Annotated in this window: 22 protein-coding genes and 1 pseudogene; all 23 read left to right on the top strand. The window is 43.2% G+C overall.

Going from position 1 to position 23415, the window contains the following annotated elements; translation table 11 throughout:
• Positions 1-147: 147 nt before the first annotated feature.
• The 23 genes and pseudogenes from M1B78_RS02535 to M1B78_RS02425 all read left to right on the top strand — a co-directional run bounded on the left by M1B78_RS02535 (position 148) and on the right by M1B78_RS02425 (position 23404).
• Complete coding sequence (locus M1B78_RS02535; protein ID WP_061412747.1) at positions 148-846, top strand: phosphoadenosine phosphosulfate reductase family protein; 699 nt, start codon at positions 148-150, stop codon at positions 844-846.
• On the top strand, positions 812-1609 hold the full coding sequence (locus M1B78_RS02530; RefSeq protein ID WP_061412749.1) for a hypothetical protein: 798 nt from the start codon (positions 812-814) through the stop codon (positions 1607-1609). Before M1B78_RS02535 ends, M1B78_RS02530 begins: the two co-directional genes overlap by 35 nt.
• Positions 1609-1986 carry a hypothetical protein gene (locus tag M1B78_RS02525; RefSeq protein ID WP_061412752.1) on the top strand — a complete coding sequence of 126 codons (378 nt, stop codon included), beginning with the start codon at positions 1609-1611 and terminating at the stop codon, positions 1984-1986. Before M1B78_RS02530 ends, M1B78_RS02525 begins: the two co-directional genes overlap by 1 nt.
• Entirely contained in the window at positions 1983-3251 is a 1269-nt protein-coding gene (locus M1B78_RS02520; RefSeq protein WP_257939815.1) for a PBSX family phage terminase large subunit, read from the top strand. Before M1B78_RS02525 ends, M1B78_RS02520 begins: the two co-directional genes overlap by 4 nt.
• A gap of 11 nt (positions 3252-3262) precedes the next feature.
• Positions 3263-4756, top strand: coding sequence for a phage portal protein (locus tag M1B78_RS02515; RefSeq protein ID WP_257939814.1), 1494 nt, complete (start codon positions 3263-3265; stop codon positions 4754-4756).
• A 169-nt stretch (positions 4757-4925) separates the two neighbouring features.
• Complete coding sequence (locus M1B78_RS02510) at positions 4926-5219, top strand: type II toxin-antitoxin system HigB family toxin (protein WP_005847000.1); 294 nt, start codon at positions 4926-4928, stop codon at positions 5217-5219.
• Positions 5220-5223: 4 nt separating this feature from the next.
• Entirely contained in the window at positions 5224-5589 is a 366-nt protein-coding gene (locus tag M1B78_RS02505) for a helix-turn-helix domain-containing protein (protein ID WP_005847002.1), read from the top strand.
• A gap of 174 nt (positions 5590-5763) precedes the next feature.
• A complete protein-coding gene (locus tag M1B78_RS02500; RefSeq protein ID WP_257939811.1) occupies positions 5764-6408 on the top strand; it encodes a hypothetical protein in 645 nt (214 codons plus the stop codon).
• A gap of 2 nt (positions 6409-6410) precedes the next feature.
• A complete protein-coding gene (locus M1B78_RS02495; protein ID WP_257939810.1) occupies positions 6411-7007 on the top strand; it encodes a head fiber protein in 597 nt (198 codons plus the stop codon).
• Positions 7008-7018: 11 nt separating this feature from the next.
• Positions 7019-8140 carry a hypothetical protein gene (locus tag M1B78_RS02490; protein ID WP_176468608.1) on the top strand — a complete coding sequence of 374 codons (1122 nt, stop codon included), beginning with the start codon at positions 7019-7021 and terminating at the stop codon, positions 8138-8140.
• Positions 8141-8154: 14 nt separating this feature from the next.
• Positions 8155-8505 (top strand): hypothetical protein, encoded by a 351-nt coding sequence (locus M1B78_RS02485; RefSeq protein ID WP_118357982.1) that lies wholly within the window; start codon positions 8155-8157, stop codon positions 8503-8505.
• 57 nt (positions 8506-8562) lie between these two features.
• Positions 8563-8928, top strand: a complete 366-nt coding sequence (locus tag M1B78_RS02480) for a hypothetical protein (protein ID WP_118357981.1) — start codon at positions 8563-8565, stop codon at positions 8926-8928.
• Positions 8929-9255: a DUF6706 family protein gene (locus M1B78_RS02475; protein ID WP_118357980.1), complete on the top strand. Its 327-nt coding sequence runs from the start codon at positions 8929-8931 to the stop codon at positions 9253-9255. It begins immediately after the preceding gene.
• Positions 9252-9581 (top strand): hypothetical protein, encoded by a 330-nt coding sequence (locus M1B78_RS02470; RefSeq protein ID WP_257939809.1) that lies wholly within the window; start codon positions 9252-9254, stop codon positions 9579-9581. The genes M1B78_RS02475 and M1B78_RS02470 overlap by 4 nt, the downstream gene beginning before the upstream one ends.
• On the top strand, positions 9569-9871 hold the full coding sequence (locus tag M1B78_RS02465; RefSeq protein WP_005837061.1) for a hypothetical protein: 303 nt from the start codon (positions 9569-9571) through the stop codon (positions 9869-9871). Before M1B78_RS02470 ends, M1B78_RS02465 begins: the two co-directional genes overlap by 13 nt.
• The gene (locus M1B78_RS02460) at positions 9868-10260 is read left to right on the top strand and encodes a hypothetical protein (RefSeq protein ID WP_257939808.1); all 393 of its coding nucleotides are present in this window, start codon (positions 9868-9870) and stop codon (positions 10258-10260) included. Before M1B78_RS02465 ends, M1B78_RS02460 begins: the two co-directional genes overlap by 4 nt.
• Position 10261: 1 nt before the next feature.
• Complete coding sequence (locus tag M1B78_RS02455) at positions 10262-10804, top strand: hypothetical protein (RefSeq protein WP_005837065.1); 543 nt, start codon at positions 10262-10264, stop codon at positions 10802-10804.
• A 71-nt stretch (positions 10805-10875) separates the two neighbouring features.
• The gene (locus tag M1B78_RS02450) at positions 10876-11265 is read left to right on the top strand and encodes a hypothetical protein (RefSeq protein ID WP_257939807.1); all 390 of its coding nucleotides are present in this window, start codon (positions 10876-10878) and stop codon (positions 11263-11265) included.
• Entirely contained in the window at positions 11211-11456 is a 246-nt protein-coding gene (locus M1B78_RS02445; protein WP_257939806.1) for a hypothetical protein, read from the top strand. Before M1B78_RS02450 ends, M1B78_RS02445 begins: the two co-directional genes overlap by 55 nt.
• Before the next feature lie 2 nt (positions 11457-11458).
• Positions 11459-14563 (top strand): annotated as a pseudogene (locus M1B78_RS18835) (tape measure protein); the annotation flags it as partial.
• Between the two features lie 3251 nt (positions 14564-17814).
• Positions 17815-18237: a hypothetical protein gene (locus M1B78_RS02435; protein WP_005837071.1), complete on the top strand. Its 423-nt coding sequence runs from the start codon at positions 17815-17817 to the stop codon at positions 18235-18237.
• Between the two features lie 83 nt (positions 18238-18320).
• Positions 18321-23099, top strand: a complete 4779-nt coding sequence (locus M1B78_RS02430) for a hypothetical protein (protein ID WP_257939804.1) — start codon at positions 18321-18323, stop codon at positions 23097-23099.
• Positions 23042-23404 carry a hypothetical protein gene (locus M1B78_RS02425; RefSeq protein WP_257939803.1) on the top strand — a complete coding sequence of 121 codons (363 nt, stop codon included), beginning with the start codon at positions 23042-23044 and terminating at the stop codon, positions 23402-23404. The genes M1B78_RS02430 and M1B78_RS02425 overlap by 58 nt, the downstream gene beginning before the upstream one ends.
• The last annotated feature ends 11 nt before the right edge of the window (positions 23405-23415 follow it).

Here is a 23415-nt window from a genome sequence, read left to right as displayed (position 1 = left end):
ATGAACGGTGCAGGGGCTGGTGGTAGATTGGTTGCCAGACGTGGCGGTGAAGCTGGTACAACGCAGTTAGGAAATAGAGACCAAAGACGGTATGACTTACGTGTTGCCTTTGGGGTTCGTGGAGCAAATGGTTCAAATGGTTAGCCTATGAACAAGTATGCCCTTACAATGCAGATAATACGCAGTGTTCGTGATAAAACGGACACTGCTGTGTTGTTTTATTCAGCCGGTGGTAAAGACGGTATAGCTTTATTGGATATGCTTGCAGGTGTATTTGATAAGGTTATATGCTATTATATGTACCTCATACCAAATTTAGACCATGTGCAGCCTTATATCAAATGGGCAGAAAATCATTACAAAAATGTAGAAGTACGCAAAATTAGACATTTTCAGCGTGACTATTACGATTTCTGGGGCTTTTTTCGTGAACCAGATAGTTCTATAAAGCCGAGAAAGATTGGTGAAATAGAACAATTTGTAAGAGAAGAGACAGGCGTCATGTACGGATTCAGCGGAATGAAAGGCGTAGATGGCTATATGAAACGGATGCGTTTAAAGAAGTTTGCTAAAACCGGCTATGTAACAGATAAAGGCATGGTTTATCCTCTTGCATTGTGGACAAACAAAGAAGTGCTTCAATATATTAGGCAAAGTGGATTGATACAACCTTTTATCTATGATGCAAACGCTATAAGTCAAGGATTTACTATTGATTTAAATACGATGCTATTAATGCGTAGTAAATATCCCAATGATTATAAACGCATTTTGAAAGAGTTCCCATATTCCGAAAAATTAATATTCGATTATGAAAGAGAACAAAATAACTCAACCGGAAAGTAGAGAAATACAGCGGAGTGATATAAACTTCGCTAACTACAATCCTCGCAAAATAACACAAGAAGCAAGAAAGAACCTGAAAGCAAACCTAAAGCGTGTAGGGTTGCTTGGTGGTATTGTATGGAATGAGGTTACTGGCAACCTTGTTTCTGGTCATCAACGTATTTCAGTGATAGATGAAGTAAATAAATACAATCCGGACACGAGAACTAATGATTATTTGATTCGTGTTGAAGTAGTTCACATGGACGAAAAAACTGAAAAAGAGCAGAATATCTTTATGAATAACAGAAGCGTACAAGGCGATTTTGATTCAGATATGTTAAAAGATATGCTTGATGGAATTGATTATAGCCTTGCCGGACTGAATGACTTCGATTTGAATATGCTTGGAATTGGTGACTTGGACTTTTCTATTAACGATGATATTTGGAGAAAGGAAGATATATTGGACGATTCGTTATCAGCCATAGATGAAGCTACTAAAGAAGGTAAAGAGAATAAAGACATTAACCGTTCCAATAATTTTTATGAGGATTCAAAAGAAAATCAAATTGTACGTCACAATGAAGTGCAAAAGATAAAAGACAGAATTAGCAACCAAAATAGCTTTGAAAAGGATAACGGAATGTTAAGCTATGTCGTGCTGTCTTTTAATAGCCCAACAGAAAGGGCTAATTTCATGAAGATGTTCGGTTATGGATTTGAAGAACGATACATTGATGGAAAAGAATTTATGGATAGAATAGAATTTGGGGTAGAATAATGGCGAACGAACAGAATTTAACGCAGAAAGGCAAACGCATTAGCACAGAGAGAGCGCAGGAACTCGCAAGACTTTCGGCTGAATCGAGAAGACAGAAAAAGGAACTTGTGAAAACCGCAAGAGAGTTTGCCATTGCTGCGTTGAATGCTGAAACTACAGATGATAAAGGTCGGAAATACATTGTAAAGGATGCCATGATAAAAAAACTCATAGCGAAAGCTGTGGGTGATGCAGATTTGAACGCTATAAGGTATTTATTAGAACTTATCGGTGAATCTCCTGCTGATGAAAACCAAAAGATTGCAAATGCTGATATTCCAACAGACATAGAGCATGGCATCAACATTGATTCCTGGATTAAAGACAAGCTAAAATGATAGTACCCCAAGAAATTTACCATCCATTATACGAGGATAATGAAAAATTTATAATTCTTATCACTGGTGGGCGTGGTAGCGGAAAGTCTTTCAATGCTTCTACCTTTATTGAGCGGTTGACTTTTGAAATGACTCCCGTAGAGAAGATAGTTCATCAGATTCTTTACACCCGTTACACGATGGTTTCTGCCGGTATGTCTATCATCCCCGAAATAATGGAGAAGATAGATTTGGACGGTACCACGAAATATTTCAAGACCACAAAGACGGACATAGTCAATAAGATGACTAAGAGCCGTATCATGTTCCGGGGTATCAAGACTTCTTCCGGGAACCAGACAGCAAAACTGAAATCCATTCAAGGCATTACGACTTTCGTCTGCGATGAAGCGGAAGAGTGGACAAGCGAAGATGAGTTCGACAAGATAATGCTCTCCATCCGTAAGAAAGGGATTCAGAACCGGATTATCATCATTATGAATCCTTGCGATTCCAATCACTTCATCTACAAGAAATACATTGAGAAAACTCACAAGCTGGTAGAGATTGATGGTGTGCAGGTTCAGATTTCCACTCATCCGAATGTGCTCCACATTCATACGACTTACTTTGATAATTTGGAGAATCTTTCACCGGAGTTTCTAAAAGAGGTAGAGGATATAAAGGTGAGTAATCCTGAAAAGTATGGTCATGTGGTTATCGGCCGGTGGGCTGACGTTGCAGAAGGTGCTGTGTTCAAGAAGTGGGGAATTGTGAAAGAGTTCCCGCAGGAATGCAAAAAGGTAGGAATAGGGCAGGACTTCGGCTTTACTAATGATCCTTCCGCTGCTGTAAGATGTGGCATTATTGATAACCGTTTGTATGTTGATGAACTTTTCTATGAAACGGATATGCTTTCGTCGGCTATTGCCAATAGGTTAAAGCCTTTTTCTATGAAAGTTTTTGCCGATTCGCAAGACCCTCGATTGATTCAAGAGATAAAGAACAGAGGCGTGAATATCTATCCGGTAGATAAGTTTCCCGGCTCCATCAAAGCGGGTATTGATAAGATTAAAGACATGGAGTTCTTTGTAACAGAACGCTCTTACAATATTATTACTGAACTTCGGAAATATGTTTGGGATAAAGATAAGGATGGAAACTACATCAATGAGCCAGTAGATGAATATAATCATTTGATGGATGCCATTAGATATTATGTATTGGGTTGTTTGCTTGGACGCATTTTGAAGCCGAAAGATTTAACAGGAATATTCACACATTAAAAATATAAACTATGCCATTGAATTTAGAAGAAATATTAGCATTGCCCGATATCGGGCAGAAGATAAACTACCTGAAGAAAGGTAGGAAGACTGAACTTCCCGACCGTTGCAAACTTTGGGATGATTGGAATCCGGAACGACATGAAATCATGGTTGACAAAAAGAAGTATCCGGACAGAAAAGTACTTGATAAGGAATCCGAAAAAGTTTTCGATGAAAAAACTGGTAAGACTTATGAAATCGAAGCAAAGTATAAGACTGAACCGGTGAACCGTATTTCTATTCCATTGGAACAAGATATAGTGAACATTCAAACTGCTTTCACGGTCGGCACAGAACCGTCTATGGATTGCACTCCGACTGATGATGATGAAAAGAAGCTGCTGGATGCGGTAAAGGCTGTATTTAAATCCAACAAAATCAAATATCAGAACAAGAAGGTTGTCCGTGCCTGGCTCTCCGAACAAGAAGCGGCAGAATATTGGTATGTTACCGATGATGATTCGTTTTGGGCAAAGTTTTGGAAGAAAGTTAAGACTACGTTCGGTGGCAAGGTCAAGCCCACCAAGAAACTGAAAAGCGTGTTATGGTCTCCATTCAGAGGTGATAAGCTATACCCGTTCTTTAACGACGAAGGTAAAATGATTGCTTTCTCACGTGAGTATAAAAAGAAGCTCATGGATGATTCGGAGGTCACCTGCTTTATGACTATCACGGACAAAATGGTTTATCAATGGGATTTGTCTAAAGGGTATGAAGAAAGAACGCCTTTTGCTCATGGATTCCCAAAACTACCGGTTCTCTATGCTTATCGTCCTGAACCTTACTGCAAGAAGATAAAGACCTTCCGGGTCCGGTTGGAGAAACTATTATCCAATTATGCTGATTGTATCGACTATCATTTTTTCCCCATTTTGGAATTAATTGGTGAAGTGATAGGGTTCACTGGTAAGACAAAGGATAGAATGGTAAAACTGGAAGGAGAGGGAGCTGGTGCACGATATTTAACATGGAATCAGGTGCCAGATACCGTAAAATTTGAAGCAGAAACACTCACTAATATGGCTTATGATATGTCAAACACTCCAAGAATATCCTTTGAGACGTTGAAGGGGGTAGGCAAAGCATCAGGAACCGCTTTCCGCTTTATGTTCATGGGTGCACATATGGCGGTAGAAAATCACGGTGAGGTTATCGGTGAGTTCTTGCAGCGGAGAGTAAATTTCATTGTTTCCGCTTTAGGCTCTATCAATCCAACCGAGTTTAGCAAGGCATCGCAGACCATTGACATAGAAACAGAACTGGTTCCATATATGATTGATGATTTGAATGATAAGGTGACTACTGCCGTTTCCGCTGTCAGTGGTGGAATTTGGTCAACACGTGAAGGTATCATGTTTGCCGGAAATGCTGATAGGGTAGAAGAGGAGCTTACAGAAATCAAGGAGGAACAAGGGGCAAAGAATGAGCAAATCGGAAATAAGGAACAGAAAAACGCTTCTTAGTCAGAAAAATTACGGGATTTATAATTTTTTGATAGGGAAAATAGGATAGTTAGTGGTGACTCTTTGGAGTTGCCGCTATTTTTTTGCTCTTTAAATTGTAAATATTAGAATATAATTTTGAATCATAGAATTATATATGTATTTTTGTCACACGATAATTGAGTAACCAATGAGAATATTTACCGAACAAGCATTAAAAGAATATGCAGAGAACCATCCCGATTCAAAGGTCGCTTTGCAAGAATGGACTACCATTGTGAAAAGAAGTAAGTGGACCTGTTTTGCCGATATTAAGAAAACGTTTAATAGCGTTGATAATGTAGGTAATCAACACTATGTTTTCAACATCAAAGGCAACAACTATCGTTTGGTAGTAGTGATTAAATTCACTATTCAGTTTGTGTATATTCGCTTTATTGGTACTCATAAAGAATATGATAGAATAGATTGCGCTAATATTTAGGATTATGACAAAGATAGAAAATCAAGCCCAATATGAATGGGCGGTGAAAAGAGTAGAGGAACTTCTTCCATTAGTGAAAGATGATACTCCTTTGAATGACCCAAATAGCATAGAATTGGAGCTTCTTTCTAATTTGGTTGCTGATTATTCCGAAGAACATTTTGCATTGGGAGAACCAACACTTGTGGATGTTCTTAAACTTCGTATGTACGAAATGGGGCTTAATCAAAAATCACTTGCAAAGTTAGTTGGTGTCAGCCCATCACGATTAAGTGATTATATATCTGGTAAATGTGAACCAACCTTGAAAGTTGCTCGTGAGATAAGCCGGAAGCTAAATATTGATGCAAATATAGTGTTGGGAGTATAAGTATAAGTTTTTGTCGTGATATATTTTAGGCGTGATTCATTCGGTTTCACGCCTTTTTTTATACCATTTTACGACAATCGTTTTATTGTCGTGTATCACCTATCTGATTATTTCTCACCCTCTTTATAAATAGCGAAATTTACCGTAGAAATTTATAAATCAAATTCATACGGTATGACAATCTTAGAACAAATCTTAGCAGGACTACAACAGAAATTCTCTGGGGTGGACACTGCTATCTTAACCCGAATTGCCACTAAAAAGGCAGAGGGTGTAACGGACGAGACAAAGGTAAACTCCATTGTTGAGGGTATCAGCTTTTCGGACGTGCTTAATTCCTATGGTGATTTCCGTGCAGGACAAGCGCAAACTTCGTCAATTGCGAACTATGAGAAAAGGCATGGACTGAAAGACGGAAAGCCAATCGAGACTACCAATACTACCACAACCATCAAAACGGAAGAGAATAAAGACGATGTGCCTGCATGGGCGCAAGCCTTAATTGATTCCAACAAGAGCCTTTCTGACAAGCTAACACAGTTTGAAACGGAGAAGGCTCAGGCAACACGTAGCCAGCAGATTTTGGCAAAGGCTAAGGAGTATGGTATTCCCGAAAACTACGCCAAGCGATGCGCCATCAAAGACGATGAGGACTTGGATACTTATTTCAAGGACTTGAAACAGGAGTTCGCAAATGACGGCTTCAAAGGCGTGACCCCTCCCGAATCAGCGGAAGCGAAGATTGAGAAAGAATCTGAATCTATCGCTAAGATGATTGATGAGGGAACGAAAACTATTGTTGAACAAAACAAGAATTAATTATGTCAGCAGGATTTAAGTATGACTTGGTTCCGCCCGTTGAGCAAGAGGAACGCTACGATGTCCAGACCGGTATTCGTAGACGTGGTCCGTTCAAACTCGACACGCAGAACCTGGTAGTGGGAAGTTTTCTTCCCGGATTTACACCGATTTGTGCGGACTTGAAAAACAAGTTCGCTTATGCGGTAATCAATGTGGAAGTAGTGGAAGCATACGCAACCGGTGATACTGCATTGTCCATTAAGGTAGCCAAGAACTCTTTGGCATACGCGGGTATGTTCATCGGAAGTGGTACGAAAGGTGCGGAAGTAACGGCTATTGACAAGACCAACAAAGTGTATGATGTATTGACTATCAAGGCTGCTTTTGGTGAGGACATAGCCAGAGATACGGTACTCTTTGAGGCGGTTGCGGTTGATGGCTTGAAGCAGAAGCCCGTGGCTAATTCGGCTCTGTTTAACCGTACAAAGGTTGAGGACGGAATCACATTGGTTTCATTGCTTCGTACAGCCGCAGAAATTGAACCCTCAAAATTGGTTATGCCGTTCTCCGAGAACGATAAAGCCAACATGAAGGGATGGTTTGAATTTAACGAGTAAGGAGGTAGGATATGTTTTTAACGATTCAAACATTATTCGATGACGCGAACATTGTTTCCGCTATCATCAGACGTGTGAACCAGACACGCAAGGACACAATCTATTGGCAACAGTATCTTACTTTCCGCAGAGTAACTACTCGTGTGTTCAAGGATTATATCGGTTCTGTAACCGGAGTAATGGCAGGTTCCATTAATTCGCGTTTTGGAGAGAAACCCATCCGTGAACGTCGGAACATCGGTTCCGGATATGGTGAGATTGCCTATTTGGGTGATGCTTATCAGATGTCTATTGACCGTCTTTCCGAATTGCAGGATTTGATTGACAAGTTCAATGCAGCTAAACCGGCAGACCAAAAGGCTGCAATGGAAGAGATTGTAAATTTCCTAGCGGATGATTACCGTCAGATTACCCTTGCTGCTCACAAGCGTATGGATATTATTCTTGGTGCATTGCTTATGACTGGTGAAGCTACAGTTTACAACAAGGATGCCGCAATCACTTCCGGTCAGACCAATAATAAACTGCTGGAGATTACCCTTCCGTTCAACTTTATCAAGCCGACAAGTGGAGATGTGGTTGTGGACGGAAAGAATATGTTCATCTCTTATTTGAGAGAGAAACTCCATTCCTTGGCACCGGACTATGGCGTTTATGCCAAGATGGTTATGACTCGTGCATCTTTCAACAAGTTCGTGCTTGGTTCATCCGAATTTGGTGAACAGTACAAGATGATTCTTGGTACTAATGAGATGAAGTTGAGTACGGGACTGGTTTCCTCTTCTTTGGCTTCCGAAGTGTTCACCGGCATCGGTTTGCCGCGTATTGAAATCAAGGAGGACTACGTGAAAGACCAGACGGGAAAGAATGTGCAGATTTACGCGGATAACCGTATTACTCTGTTACCTTCTGACAACATTGGTTATATGCGCCATCATACCCCGTATGAAGCGACAGACCCAGTACAAGGACGTACTTATATCCCGTCAGAGGGGCAGATGCTTATCTCTAACTACCGTGACAAAAACGGTCGCTACATGGAATATACGGCAGAGTGGATTCCGCAGATTTCCAATCCAGATTTGATAACCAATTTCGATTTGAGCGAAATTGCATCCATCCAATCAGCATAAGGGGGGGGTAGGATATGAAAGTAAAGGTTATATCAGTTTTCCGCGACAAGTTCACCGGAAAGTATTATACTCCCGGTGAAGTGATTGAAGTCGGTGAGGAAGCCCGTGTGCTGGATATGGAAAGCCGCAGACTTGCTGAACGGATTGAGGCAAAAAATACCGAAGTGAAACCCCCTGAAGAAAAGAAGGAGGTGAAAATCTCCCTCTTTGAAAAGGAGTTTGAGAAGAAGGCTTTGGTTGACGCTTTGAAGTCTATCGGTGCGCAGGCTTCCGGCAATATGAAAGAGGAAACTCTTTTGGCTAAGGTTGCAGAACTGGATGAAGAATCAACAGCCAAACTGAAAGAAGCATTAGGTATCGAGTAAAAGGATAGGGTAGTGCTTCTACCCTTCCATTGTCTAATTTTATAAATCAGAAAAGAAATGAAGAATTTTATTTTTGCCATGTGTGGCTTTTTAATGATGTCTTTGGTTTCGTTGAGCGTGCAGGCATCAAGTGTGGAATCTCCTAAGTGTGAATACGTGAATCCATCGGTTGATGTTGGTCTGCCGGATATTCAGTTTATCACTTTGGAAACGGTTCCGGCTGATTGTGTTGTACTGACCATGACACCCCCCGTCTTCTTGGTTGCAAATAACCCGGCTATGATGTGTTCGATGAAAGAGGAAGCGGCTATTCAAGGGATACGAATTAATGTTCCCAAATGTCCGTTCAGATACATCTATAAATCTAAACATTGTACGCATTATAGCTATACCGCATATAGTAAACTGATTACACCATATTGAATGATAGCAGCCATGAGTAACAAGGAGTTTGTACTAAGCGTATTTGATAAGAACACCCCGTCTAATCTTGTAGTTGAAAATATACTTTCAAGAACGGGATTGGATGGTGAAGAACCTTTTGCCGAGGAAAATCGGGCAAGATTAGAGGTCGCTTGTGCAAAGCAAATTCCGTGGATGATACAAAATCCATCTTCGGTCAGCGAAAGCGGATTTTCTGTGTCTTGGTCTAATTATGTTGATAGCCTAATGAAATTGTACTCATGGCTGTGCAAACAGTACGGTTTGAAAGACGAACTGAGTAACAAACCTAAAGTGACTTTCTTATGATATTCGCTCCCCACATATTGCAGGTTAAGGTTATCACCCCGATGGATAAGGATGAGTTCGGCAGACCTATTCCCAGCACAGGTGGTGAGAGCTGGCAGGATATATGCAGATGCCGTTGTGATGATGTGAGTGCGGAAAAGAAAGTATCTATCAATGGTGCTTTGTATGATTTCAAGTACAAGGTAGTCTTTGACAAGCCGTCAAAGGTTGAAGCAGGTGCAGAGGTTCGTTGTTTGAATGCCGATGGAAGCATAAGAGGTGAAGGAGTTGCTAAAAGCCCTTTGGAAACAAACTATTTTTCCTATAGAGTAATATGGTTGGAATAGATGCAGACTTTTCGGATGTTGACCAGTTCTTTGAGGACGGAACAAGCGAAGTCGTTGCTGGCATGAAAGAAGAGGGAGAGGCATTTGTTGAAGATGCAAAAGCTACCGGAAACTATCAAGACCACACAAAACATTTGAGAGAATCGAATGATTATGAGGTTAATGAAGATGGCTTAATTCTGAAAAACGAAGCTGATTATGCTTCATTCGTGGAATCCAAAGGATTTGAAGTTGCAGGAAGTGCAGCGATAAGGACAGAAAAAAGATTGAAAGATAGATTTGAACGATGATAGTAACCACCGACATAGGAAACATCCTCTACCGGGACTGCAAGATTTTCGGAATAGACATAGTACCAGCAGGAGAAACGCTGACGGGTGAATTGAAGTCCGAAAGGATTGTCATCCACACGAAGAAACAACAGCCGGGAACTTATTGGAAGAAATCTTTCGCAGAAGTGAATCTATGTGTACCCAATTTAAGCGAGAATGAAGCGAACACAATCCGGCTTAACGAACTTGAAAGAAAGACTGGCAAGCTGTTTGATGATGTAGTAAGCACCTATGATGGTATGACATATCGTTACTCTATTGATTCTATCGGTACAGAAGCGGACACAGCTTTGAAGTGTCATTATGTGAATGTGAGAATTTTGTTTAATGTATTAAATGTAAAATGATATGATTACAGCAGTAGAAATTGACGAACTGTATTATGCAGAACCGATTAAAACGGTTACTACTCCAGCTGCCGGATTAACAGGCGCAGAAGTAGCCACCATCTTGAAAAACGCAGCAACGAAGCGGGTCAAGAATGTGCATGGTGACACGTATCAATACGAAGAAGCAGAGGCAAGTGTAACTCGTTACAAAAACGCTTTGACTGGTGAGTACTACCGGGAAACGTCTGAACCGGGTGAGGTGAAAATCAACTTCACCATTGGTGAGTATGATTATGCTACAAAGGCTGATTTACAAGGTGGTAAAGCCACAGAAAAGAATTGGGAAAGAGGCAAGTATAAGCCTATTCATAAATGTGTGATTGGTAAAACCAAAGACGGAGTTTATGTTGTGTTTCCGAAAGCGGCTATCAATGCCCGTGGCTCTAATACCGATAAGGCTGTCGGATTGGCTGTTTCGGCCGTTCCCCTTTCCACAGGTGTAGATGGATTGGCTTCCGAAAAGTGGTTTGACGAATCGGAAGTTGTAGTGCCGGAAGGTTGATAATTTTTCAGTAAAAGGATTGTTTTCAGATGGCGGTGGGTGGTTGCTCACCGCCTTTTTAATTTAATGTTATGAATAATCAAGCAGCAAAAACGGTTTCTGATGCCCTATTAGGGCTGGATTTTAAAAATGTAGGGATAGGTGGAATCGTTTATACCATTAAACCTCCTACAATTAAAATTATCTGTCGTGCCATTCATCATTTTTCCGATATCGCCCTGAGAGGAGATAATATCATGGAGGCTATTAAAGAGCTTCCTGAAGCTACTGAAGATATGCTGAAAGGTATTTCATGCTTCATCTGCGGGAATGATAGTTTGGTCAAAGAATTGGAGAACGGCACTTTTGAAGAAGTCAAAGATGCCTTGGAAGTCTGTTTCTCTATGATGGATATATCGGCTTTTCAGTGTGTCAGCTCGATGAGGAACGTGTCGATGCTGGCAGCAAGACCGAAACAGTAGGAAACACAACGTTCTTCGGGCAGATAGCCCATTTGATTGACACGCTGCATTTGAGTTATACAGAAGTGTTTGAGGTTATCCCTTATAGGAATCTGTTGATGATGCAACGGGATAAACTTCATAGTGTCAGTGGTCAAAAGGTGAATAGAATCAGTGGTAAGGAATTGGCTAATCGTAGGAAAAAGAAATAGATATGGCGAAATTATATTTTAAGGTGGGTAGTGACTGGGAAGAAGTTGTAAGGCTTCGTAATGAAATTGCGAAGTTAAAACAAGAGTTAATGAGCATGGATGGCACACGGTCTCCTGCCGCTTTTAAGGCTTTGAATGCCCAACTTGCTGCATCCAACCAAAGATTGGATGAGTTGGTGACTAATGCAGCTAAAGCTGGAGCAGAGATGGAAACGGGATTCAAAAGGAAAATCTTCGATGCTTCTCAGGTAGTGAATGGATTCACAGAGAAGATTCTTGCTCAAAAAGCGGTAGTTAAGGATATTGAAGCGGATGTAAAACGACTTGGGGATGCTTATCGTATAGCATTGAAAAGGAATCCGTTATCAGCAAATAGTAAGTTAGAAGAATACAATGCTGCCCACAAAGCTCTTGATGAGGAAAAGGCGGCTTTATTTGGACTTACCCAACAACAAGCCGAAGCGCGTCTTTCCGTAAAGAAACTCCGGGATGAATACGCCCTTTACAATGATAGTGCTAAGGAAATCGTAGAAAGTAATAATGGTATCGCTATTTCTTGGAAAAAAGCATTGGCGGTTATTGGTGGTGCTGGAGTATTAAAGGCATTAGGTTCTGAAATGATTCGTGTTCGTGGCGAATTTCAATCCATGCAGACCGCTATTGAGACTATGGTTGGAAAGGATATGGTGGGGCGACTGATTCCGCAAATCAAGGAACTGGCTAGGATTTCTCCACTTACCATGTCAGATATGGTTGGAGCAGAAAAGATGATGCTTGGATTTAACATACAAGCAGAAGACACTATCAAATACTTGAAAGCCATTAGTGATATTTCTATGGGAGAATCCGGTAAGTTTAATTCGCTGACTTTGGCATTTTCACAGATGTCAGCAGCAGGTAAACTTATGGGGCAGGATTTGAATCAAATGATAAACGCTGGATTCAACCCGTTACAGATTATCTCCGAAAAGACCGGAAAATCTATCGCAACTTTGAAAGATGAAATGTCCAAAGGTGCTGTTTCCGCTGAAATGGTTCAACAGGCATTCATTGATGCAACTTCCGCAGGTGGTAAGTTCTATAATATGTCTGAGAATGCTTCAAAGACTATCAATGGTCAGTTGTCTATGATGCAGGATGCTTTGAATTCCGTGTTTAACGAATTGGGAACTAAGTCGGAAAGTGTTATCATGGACGGTATTCAAATGACAACTTCGTTGATTCAGAATTATGAAACAGTAGGGAAGGTCTTGGCTGGATTAGTGGTTACTTATGGTACATACCGGACCGCAGTGATGCTTGTTACTGCTGCTGAAAGTAAGCATACCCTTGTGGAGATTGGACTTACCAATGCCCGTTTATTGGCACGAAAAGCGCAGTTAGCTTTAAACGCTGCAATGCTTACTAATCCTTATGTTTTGTTGGCTACTGCCGTTATTGGGCTTGGTGCTGCAATGTGGGCTTTCCACGATTCGACAACCGCGGTGGAGAAAGCGCAAAAAAGATTTGACGAGCAAAAGAAACAGTCTATTAAAAAAGAGCAAGAACATAAACAAAGGCTTGAAGAATTGATTTCTACCCTTCAAAATGAATATACCTCTTCTATGGATAGGGTGAAGGCAATGGATGCAATAAAGAATGAATATCCCGCTCTCTTCCAAAAATACATAGATGAAAAAGGACATATTAGAGACTTGATAGCTTTATGGAAAGAATACAATGAGGAAGCTGGAAAGAGGAACGTAGAAGAGAATAAAATTAATTACAACAACTCTAAAAAACTAATTGGTGAATACGAACAGGTTATCGGATTATGGAAAAGGTTCGGAGAAGACCCGAATTTTCATAAAAACAGTTTGAATGAATCAGAGAAAGAACTTGCTGACAAATATAGGAATGAAACTTTATCTACTTTGAAATCAAAGTTGGATGAAGAAAAAAACATTTTCACAAGTTATCAAAAAGAAGTCCGCTCAGATGAACTCGCTCAATGGCAACTTGATTTAAAGAAAAATACTGATATTCAGATAAAGTCAGAACTGAATGAAATGAAGCGCCTTCAACAAGCAAGAAAGAATAATAAGTGGTATTCTTTGAATGTAGGCATTGGTTCTTTGAAAGGTGCGACTACTGAATCTGAATTGCAAAGTAGAATAGATATACTTGAATCGGAGTTAAAGTCACGTAAAACCTCAACCTACCAGCAAGACCTTGCGAAAGCCAAATCCGATTGGGAAAAGGCAAAGAAAGGTTATGAAGTTCTTTTAAAAGACCAACAAGCAACATCGGAACAGGTAAAAAAGGCCCGTGAAGATATGCTATCAAAAGAGAAAGCCTATAAAGATTTAGGTGGCATCACTGGAAGCTCGTTGACTAAGCAGGAAAATCAAGCCAAGAAAGCAGCCGCCAAGCAACTCAAACAGCAAGAACTGCTTACCGAACAACTCTTTTCCATTCGTCGGAAAAACCAGCAGGATGAAATCAACCTCATGGAGGATGGCACTGAAAAGAAGCTGGCTCAGATTGACTTGGACTATCAAAAAGAACTGGATGCTATTAAAAAACAGCGCAAGGATTGGGAAACGGAGCAAGGTGGAAAACTGACAGATAAACAAGAGGAGAAACTTGGCACATGGGCTTCTAATGCCGCTAAAAAAAGAGAAAGCGATATTGATTCAACAAGTAAAGCCAAACTTGAAGCCGACAAAAAAGCATGGCAGGAATACTTCATTGAGTACGGAAACTATCAGGAAAAGCGCAAAAATCTTATTCAGAAGTACAATGACGAGATAGCCAAACTGCAAACCGACAGCCCGGAGTACTCTTCCAAGGTAGCCCAAAAGAACAAGGCTCTTGAACAGCTTGATGAACAGTTCGGCCACTCCACAAAGGCGATGGCAGACCTCTTTGAAGATGCCGGCAATAAGTCCGTTTCCGCTATTCAGTCCATCATTGACAAATACGAAATCCTTATTAAATACATGTCCGGTACTGATAAAGACATTTCTATTGCTGATTTGAAAGGAATAGGCTTTACCGATAAAGACATTGAAAGGATAGAAAAAGGGGAAATATCCATCAAGGATGTTACAGACGCAATCAAAGGGTTAAAGGATGAACTTAAAGGAAAATCACCGTGGCAGGCTTTCGTCTCTGACTTGAAGAAAGGGATAGAAGCCATAAAAAAGGGTGGCAACGATTCCAAAAAAATCAGTCAAGGCATCACCGATGTAGGAAATACTGTGACGTCTTTTGCTCCTGCATTGAATGAGTTCGGCTCAAGTATCGCCGACATATTCGGATTTGACGATAGCAAGATAACAAGTGCCATTGATGCGCTTGGCGGCTTAGGACAAACGGCATCCGGGTTCGGGCAAATCATGTCGGGTGATATTGTCGGAGGCGCAATGAGTGCGGTTTCTGGAATTTCCTCTGTAGTGTCCGCGTTGGACGGGATGTTCGGTGCCGATTATTCCCACTATAATGAGATGGTTGAGGAATATAACAAACTCAATGAGATATGGGATGAGCTGATAGACAAGAAACTGGAATATATCGGCATTTCCTACGGTATGGAAGCGGATAAGGTCGGAGAAGAGGCGCTTGGCCTTGTTGAAAAGCAGATTGAGGCATATCGCCTGCTGGGAAAAGAGCGTCTTAATTCCGGTGCATCTGCCGGTTCCCATTCCATTGGCAAGCGGATGGCAAAGAACACCTCGTCAAGCGACTGGCAGGACATTGCCGACGCACTCGACATGTCAGTCAATGCCGCCAAAGAGCTTATCGGGACCGGAAGAATGACCGGACTGTTTGACCTCACTGTTGAGCAATTGGAGAAACTTAAATCCGAAGCTCCTGCCTTCTGGGCGAAGATGGACGGTGACGTGCAAGAATATTTGAACGGCATTATAGATGGAGAGGAAAGGATTGAGGATATTCAGAACCAGATTAGTGAACAACTGACACAGACAACGTTCGATAGCGTTTTCGACAGTTTTGTGGATACCCTCATGGATATGGGCAGTTCCGCGAAAGACTTTTCTGACAGTTTCAGCGGATATATGCAGCGTGCCGTGCTTACCACAATGGTAGGCAACAAATTTACCGAGGACCTTCAAACGTGGTACGATGCCTTTGCCCAGGCCAATAAAGACCAAGGAGGCATTACGAAGGAGGAGATGGAGGCTCTTCGGAAGCAGTATGACGCAATTGCCGGTTCCGCACTTGCCGAACGTGACAAGCTTGCGGAAATTTTCGGATGGACCAAAGAGGATACCGACAGTAGCACGGATAACTATGAGGATTTCATCGGTAGTATGCAGAGTTCTCTTACTTCCCTTGATGTGACGGCCAAGGATGTTTCTGATAATATCTATGATTACTTCCGTCAGGCAATGATTAACGCTCTGTATGAAAAGGAGTACAAGAGCAAGATGGAAGAGTTGTACAAGACCTTTGAGGGGCTTTCCAAAGACGGATTGTCCGAGAGTGACATGGCACAACTCGGCTCTCAGATTGACCAATACATTGAGCAGATGATGAAGGGCGTAGAGGACGTTAATAGTTTGTTTGCTGACAAGCTGAAGAACGCCGAAGACTTGCAGTCGTTTGTTGATAGCGTCAAGTCTGCCATGTCCTCTGTCGAAGCCACTGCCGAGGATGTGACAGACAACATCTTTGAGTACATCCGTCAGCAGATGGTTGATAAGATGTTCACTGATAGCTTCCAACCGCAGATAGAGGAGTTATACAAGAAGGTTCAGGAAGCCATGTCTGACGGTGACATAACCGGCGCTGAAAAGGATGCGTTAAGAAACGAAGCGGAGAAGTTGGCTAACGACATTACGGCCGCTAAGGATATTCTGAGTGATACTCTTGGCATTACTGAGAGCAACCTAAAGAAAGAACTTGAGGAGGAATTCAAATCATTCTCCGATGGGATATTAAGTTCCTTGTATGATACGGAAGTTACTGCTGAGACTGTTGCCAAGAATATCTCCGATTCCATGCGGAAAGAGCTTATTGAGGCAATGTACCTTGAACAGTACGAACCGCGTATCAAGGCCATCTGGGAAAAATGGAAGGAATACTCAGAGGATGGACTTGTAACCGATGAAGAGCGTACAAACATCAAGAATGACATTGACGGGTTGAGCAAGGAGGTCGCCGATGCTGCCGGGGAAATCAGTGACGCGTGGAAAGACTCTGGAGAGGAGGTAAGGAAAGCGTTCAACTCTTTCTCCGACAGTATCAAGAGTGTGCTCTATGACGCAGAAGCTACCGCCGAGGACATAGCCGACAATATCTATCAATATATGCGCAATGCCTTGGTGGATTCCATGTTTACTGCCCAGCTCCAGCCTCAGATTCAGGCCTGGTATGACAAATATACGGAATTTATGAAAGACGGTGCCATTGATACGGCCGAGCGCAAGACTCTGGACGAGATGATAGCCGAAATTCAGAAAGCCGGTGTCGACATTGTGGATGCGGCTAACAAGCTTTTCCCCACTCTTGATACGGGAGCCATCAACCGTGCGGAAGAAGCCGCCCAGGAAGCGGAGAACGCCCGTAATGAAGCTGAGCAGGAATGGGAGTCGTTCTCTGATGGTATTCTGAATTCCTTGTGCGATATAGAGGCCACAGCGGAGGATATTTCCGATGACATGAGCGAATACATGCGCAAGGCTTTGATTAAGGCCATGTATGTGGAGAACTTCAAACCGCAGATGCAGAAGTGGTACAATGAGTGGAAAAAGGCCATGGGAGATGACGACTTGACTTCCGAAGAAAAGCAGCTCCTCGACTCCATGAAACAGACGATGGTTGACGACATGAAGAAAGAAGTTGATGCCATCAACCAGTTCTTTGGAACCATGTTTTCACAGCAGGCGAGTAGTAAGGGTTTTGAAGCCATGTCACAAGATACCGGCGAAGAACTTAACGGACGTTTTACAGCTTTGCAGGTTGCCGGGGAAGAAATAAAGAACCAGTCCATTCAACAGACCGGTTTACTTTCATCCATCAATGGCAAACTTTCATTGCTCAATCTTAGAAGCGGGGATGTCCCAGCTTTGTTATCTGGAACTCCTAATTTCGCAGATAGAGCCAAAGAGACAATAGCGAGCGGCTATCAGTCGCAGGTACATGTTGTTTTCCCGACAGAGGACATAAAGGCATTGACCGATAAAGTCTCCAATATGGAAAGAATCGTAGATGAAATGAGAACATTCCAAGTAGAAGGTAACATGGACCGTAGAGATATACTTGAAAACTCTGTTATTCTTGCCAAAAATAGTCCGCGAATACTCGATAATACAAATGATATCAAGCAGGATATAAAGAATCTATAATAGTTATGGCAGAATTAATAATAAACGGAAGAGAAGCCCTAAAAGAGTGGGGTGTTAGAATGGGAGATAACTTTCTTGATGTACTGGGAGCACCGGTACCTCTGAAAGAGTTTATAGAGAATAAATCACGCTTGGAACATGGGAAACAAGTTCTTATGGATAACCCCAAGCTTGATGAGCGTGAGTTAACTCTTGTTTTTACAGTAGAAGGTGATTCTCCTGCCGATTATCAGGCAAAGAAAACAGCTTTTTATGAAGAACTTTACAAAGGTAAAATTGATATTCAGATTCCTGAGAACAGTAGTGATATTTATCATTTGCTATATTTAGGAAAGAGCGTTTCTTATGCCCAAAGCTTAGACCGGACATTTGGGAAAATATCAGCCAAATTCTGTGAGTACAATCCATCTAACCGTGTTGTAGGCTAGAAATTTACGACATTAAATTCATTGTCGTGTATGGAAGCTCTAATTTTTAGGGCTTCTTTTTTTTATGTCCGACCTTTGTTTACATGATAGATATTAAGGACATACAAGGCAATACCCGCTTTTCAACTGGTATCAATCCCGGTGCAAAAGGCAAGTTCTCTTTAATGAAAGAGGACTATGTCGTACTACCTTTTAATACTCTGTCCCCAGTCGATTTCCAAGTAGGTGATTACGTTGACTTGCGTGGGGTACTCGATGCCTCCATGGGCGGTAAATTGGCAAAAATCTATCAGATTGTAGATATTCCCTATCCGACCTACAAGAACGGAGGCTACTCCTATGAACTTCGTTTTGACGCTTACTATTTCAAGTGGAAAACAAAGATATTCAAGTACACCCCGGAGTACGGAGGACTGGAAGCGTCCTGGTCCCTTACCGCTTCACTGGATGTCCAGATGGGTGTATTCCTTCGCAATTTGAAAGCTCTTGGTTATAAATATGAGGGAAAAGACTTCGTGTTTTCCATTGACGATAGTGTCGAGAACTCCTCCAAATTGATGACCTATGACAATACCAACCTCATTGATGCTATGTTCAGCATGGCTGATAACTGGGGTTGTGATTGTTGGGTAACGGACCATGTCATCAACTTCGGACGCTGTGAGTTCTCCGACGCTGTTAAGATAGAACTGGATAAGGAAGCCAAGGACATGAGCCGGAGTGACAGCAAGGGTACTTATGCCACAAGAATCTATGCGTTCGGTTCAACAAGAAACATCCCTACCAACTATCGCCCGGTAGACCAGACCACTGTTGTCAACGGTATCGTTCAGAAGCGCCTTATGCTTCCGGCAGGCACTCCATACGTAGACGCCCGCGAGGGGTTGAGCGATTTGGAAGCTATCGAAGCAGTTGTTGTATTCGACGACATATATCCGAAACGGGTAGGGGAGATTACCGATGTAAGCTCTTATGAAAGTGAGGTGAACAACGAGGATGGCACGAATACTAAAGCTACCTTCTACCGTTTTACTGATACCGGAATAAGCTTCTCGAAGGAATACATTCTTGAGGGTCAGGAACTCAAAATCAAGTTCGAGTCCGGCAAGCTCAACGGCATGGAGTTCGGCGTAGCTTTTAATCCTCTTGGTTTGACCGAAAAGAACGACGACGGCACATGGAATCCTGATGCCCAGCTTTGGGAGATTGTACAGAATGAAGACTACGGCCGTTCCTTGCCGGATGAAGTGTTGTTCCCTTCAAAAGGTGACAAGTATGTACTGTCTGGTTGGAATGCCGAGAAGATAACCGAACTTGGGTTGGTTGCTACTGCCGAGCAGGAACTGCTTGAAGCCGCCAGGAAGTACGTGGCAAAGACCTGCATCGACGACGGCACCTATACGGCTACGCTCAACTCCATCTGGGTGCACAAAGACCAAATAAATCACAGCTTTGACATAGGACAGCGCATCAACCTTGTCAATCCTGCCTACTTCAAGGACGGGCGCTTGTCCCGTGTCATCGGCTTTGAAATCAACCTCGACAAGCCTTACGATTCCCCGCAGTATACGATTGGCGAAAGCACCGCCTATTCCCGCCTTTCCGATATTGAAACGCAAGTCGAAGAGTTGACTTTTAAGGGACAGACCTTCACCGGTTCGGGAGGAAGCAACATCTATGTCATCAAGACCAACGACGCTACGGCCGCAAGCAACTTCAATGTATTCTCTGCTTTACGTACCCTAAGAATGTTCTTGAGAAAGGATGCAAGCGACGTAGCGGAGGAGGTTATCACATTCTTAAAAGGCCTTTTGATAGGCAAGAATGGCAGTGGTATTACCGTCCGTGAAGACGGTACTTCCCAAGCTGTCGTTGACCGTCTGTATGTGAAGATAAAGGCCGTCTTTGAAGAACTGCAGGTTAAGAAAGCCACCCATGTAGGCGGTGAACAGATAATCACCCATGCCGGTATGAAGTGCATCCGCGTGGAGGAACTGGAAGATGCCTACCGCTGCTATTTCCTTGCCGAGCAGGAAGGTGAAGCGATAGCAAACGAATTTAGTGTAGGCTCGCTGGCGCAAGCAAAGGAGTGCAACATCGTCGAAGGGACTACCCTGAACGCCTCCAACCGCTACTATTGGCGTGAGGTCATGGCTGTGGGACGTGACTATATTGACTTATCCAAGGCCATCTGTGATGAAGGTAGTGATATCCCCCAAGCAGGTGACGATATTATAGGATTGGGCCACCGTACAGATGTAGACCTTCAAAGCGCAATCGTGCTATCGTCTACCAACGAGACATCCCCGTCTATAACTTTCTACACCGGCATTGACGACTTCAACCTAACGGGGAAAGATGTAATCTCCTTCGGTGTTGACAAATCCACCGGGCATGCCTACATGAAAGTGTACGGTACTTCCTATATCGGCGCCCGTGATGAGAGCACTTACATCAAGTACACACCGGAAGGTGGCGTAGAAATCAAAGGGCGATTCCTTACTATGGCCGGTGAGGACATCCTGACAATGTTCACTGTCATTGAAGGACTTATCAAGTCTGAAATCTCATCCGTGCGTGATGAAATCAATGCCCTGAACAATTACCTTAACAATGCGTCTTTTGCCGCTGACATGCAGTACTGGACCGGTAGCAGCAACATACGCATCTTCCGAGCTGGCGGCCGGCTGCTGTACTTCAACAGTAACTTCTATGCGAACAAGGAATCTTTCGCCGATATAGTAAGCGAACGCGCAAAGAATGTGCTGCGCCTTAAGAACAGCTATATCGAGCAGGCCAATTCAGACTTTTACCGTCATCCGGATTTTGAGACCTTCGACGAACTCAAGCGCCCCCGGCAGTTCACTATCTCTTTCAAGTATCTGGTGAAGCGCCCCGGCACTCTTGCCTTCCATTTCAAGAACGAGAAGGAAGAAGGTTTTGAGGAATACACCCCGATTTCCTTTTCTAAGGACTTGTATCCCGGTACCGAATTCAAGCAGATGGAGATAACCGGCAAGTGGAACGGTACCGGTAATTTCTATATGTCCTTTACCGGTGACATGTACTTGTATGCACTTACGCTAACCGATGATGCTCTTGCTGACTTGCGCGAGGAATTCAATATGCGTTTTGAACTTACAGACAAGAAGATTCAGGCGAACCTTGACGAAATCAGAAGCACGGCAGGCAAGCTTGAAGAGTATCACAGTGAATTCCTGCTTACCGCGCGCAACCTTGAAGCGAAGTTCACGGAGGACCTGACGAATACTGAGAGTCGTATAACGCAAGAATACACCTCTGCTATCGACATCTCCGCCCGTGGTCTGAAAGCAGAATTCACGTCCGGTCTTGCAGACCTTGAGACGGGAATCACCGAAGCATACAAGTCTGCCATCGGCATATCGGCCCGCGAGCTTCGTGCAGACTTCAGTGCGTCTGTCTCTGACCTGGATGGCAGGATGTCCGCCCATGCAGGCGGCTTCCATGTGACGGCCGAGAAGATAGAAAGCATGGTGAGTGCCACAAACAGCCTGAAGGGTACCGTGGAACAGCATACCTCAGCCATCAGCCAGACAGCCAGCCGTATAGACCAGTTCGTGCAGAAGATAACCTTCGATTCCAAAGGCAACATAACCAATATCAACAAAGCCGGTCTAGTTACAGAAGGCAATATTGCCACCATGTTTGCGGAAAAGGTCGACCCCAACGGTGATATCGTTAGGCGTGCTCAAATCAGCTCCTTCATAACGCAGGATGAAGCGGGGGATATCATATCCAATGCCACGATTCAGGCCGACCGGATAAACTTTACTGGCAAGACCATTATCAACGGGCGGTTTGTGGTCGATGCGGGCGGTAACCTTTTCCTCAATGACATTACCGCGAACAACCTTACTTTGAAAGGCAATATTTCAGGAATTGACGCCATACTTAATGATGTCGTGGCCAACAACCTGACATTGACGGGAATCATATCGGGCACCGATGCCATACTGAATGATATTACGGCCAGTAATCTCATATTGAAGGGTGACATATCCGGTGCGGATGCTGCCCTGAATGACATTACTGCCAATAACCTCACCTTGAAAGGGAGCATAACGGGCCGTGATGCCGTGTTGAACGACATTACCGCGAACAACCTTATTCTGAAAGGCAATATCTCCGGTACGAATGCCGTCCTTAACGACATTACTGCTAATGGTACGATAAACGCCTCCGGCGGCCGGATAGGTGACTATCTGTACCTGCACGGTAATGGCATATCCACCAATCCTAAAGCGTTCGTGACCGACCTTACCGACGGAACCACGCAGTTCGAGCTCAGCAAGAGCTACTATCTGCATGCGATAGTGTCGGACGGTGGAGTCAATACCGTCCAGATAAGGCCCTACCATTATAGTGCCGATGAAGCGGGATATGCGAGTTCCAAAGGGATAGTCACCATATCGGCAACCATCCCGGGACGCAACAGGGCACTGCATGTATCTGCCGGTGAGAGTTATTTCGGTGGCGACGTGATGGTAAGCAGAATGTACGCACCGTCCGGTATCCTGGATATAACTGGACAGGTGAGGACGCAGGGAGTCTACCGGAATACCGATATTGTCTTCTCTTCCACCACACGCTACAGTATTCGGCCCATCGACCATACCTTACTGTTTTTCGGCAACTGTGCCATAACCCTCCCTTCCTCTGCTGACGGGCATGAAATATGGGTGATGCCAAATGGAAATACCATCAGTTTTTCAGCTGGAACATTCGCCAATGCCTCAAGCCGTACAAATATCAAGGGATATGAATGGCATGTAATGAAGAGGGTTTCGGGGAACTGGTATCTGTCTTGGATGAATATCTAACAACCAATTTAAATATATTGAATATGAAAATCAACTTTAAGAAAATCGAGGCGCAGACCTCCTTCGAAGGCGGTAGACAGACCTTCGACACTGCAGAGACCGTCGGCAACGAGATGATGTACAACGGCAGCATTCTGCTGGATATCGGCTTTGAGGAACTGGCCAAGGAAATATACTACTCGACCGATGCGGTGGAGGTTCCGGAGCGATACTGCAAGGCCCTTGAACTTGTGGTGAAGAACTCCCGGCTCATAGCCGCGGTGAAACGTGCCATAATTAACCGTCTTAACTCGGTCAACCCTTAAAACTACATGGT

Source organism: Bacteroides muris (ex Fokt et al. 2023) (genome assembly GCF_024704895.1).
Taxonomy (GTDB): Bacteria; Bacteroidota; Bacteroidia; order Bacteroidales; family Bacteroidaceae; genus Bacteroides; species Bacteroides muris.
The sequence above is the reverse complement of the archived record's forward strand: the minus strand, read 5'-3'. Positions and strand labels throughout refer to the sequence as shown.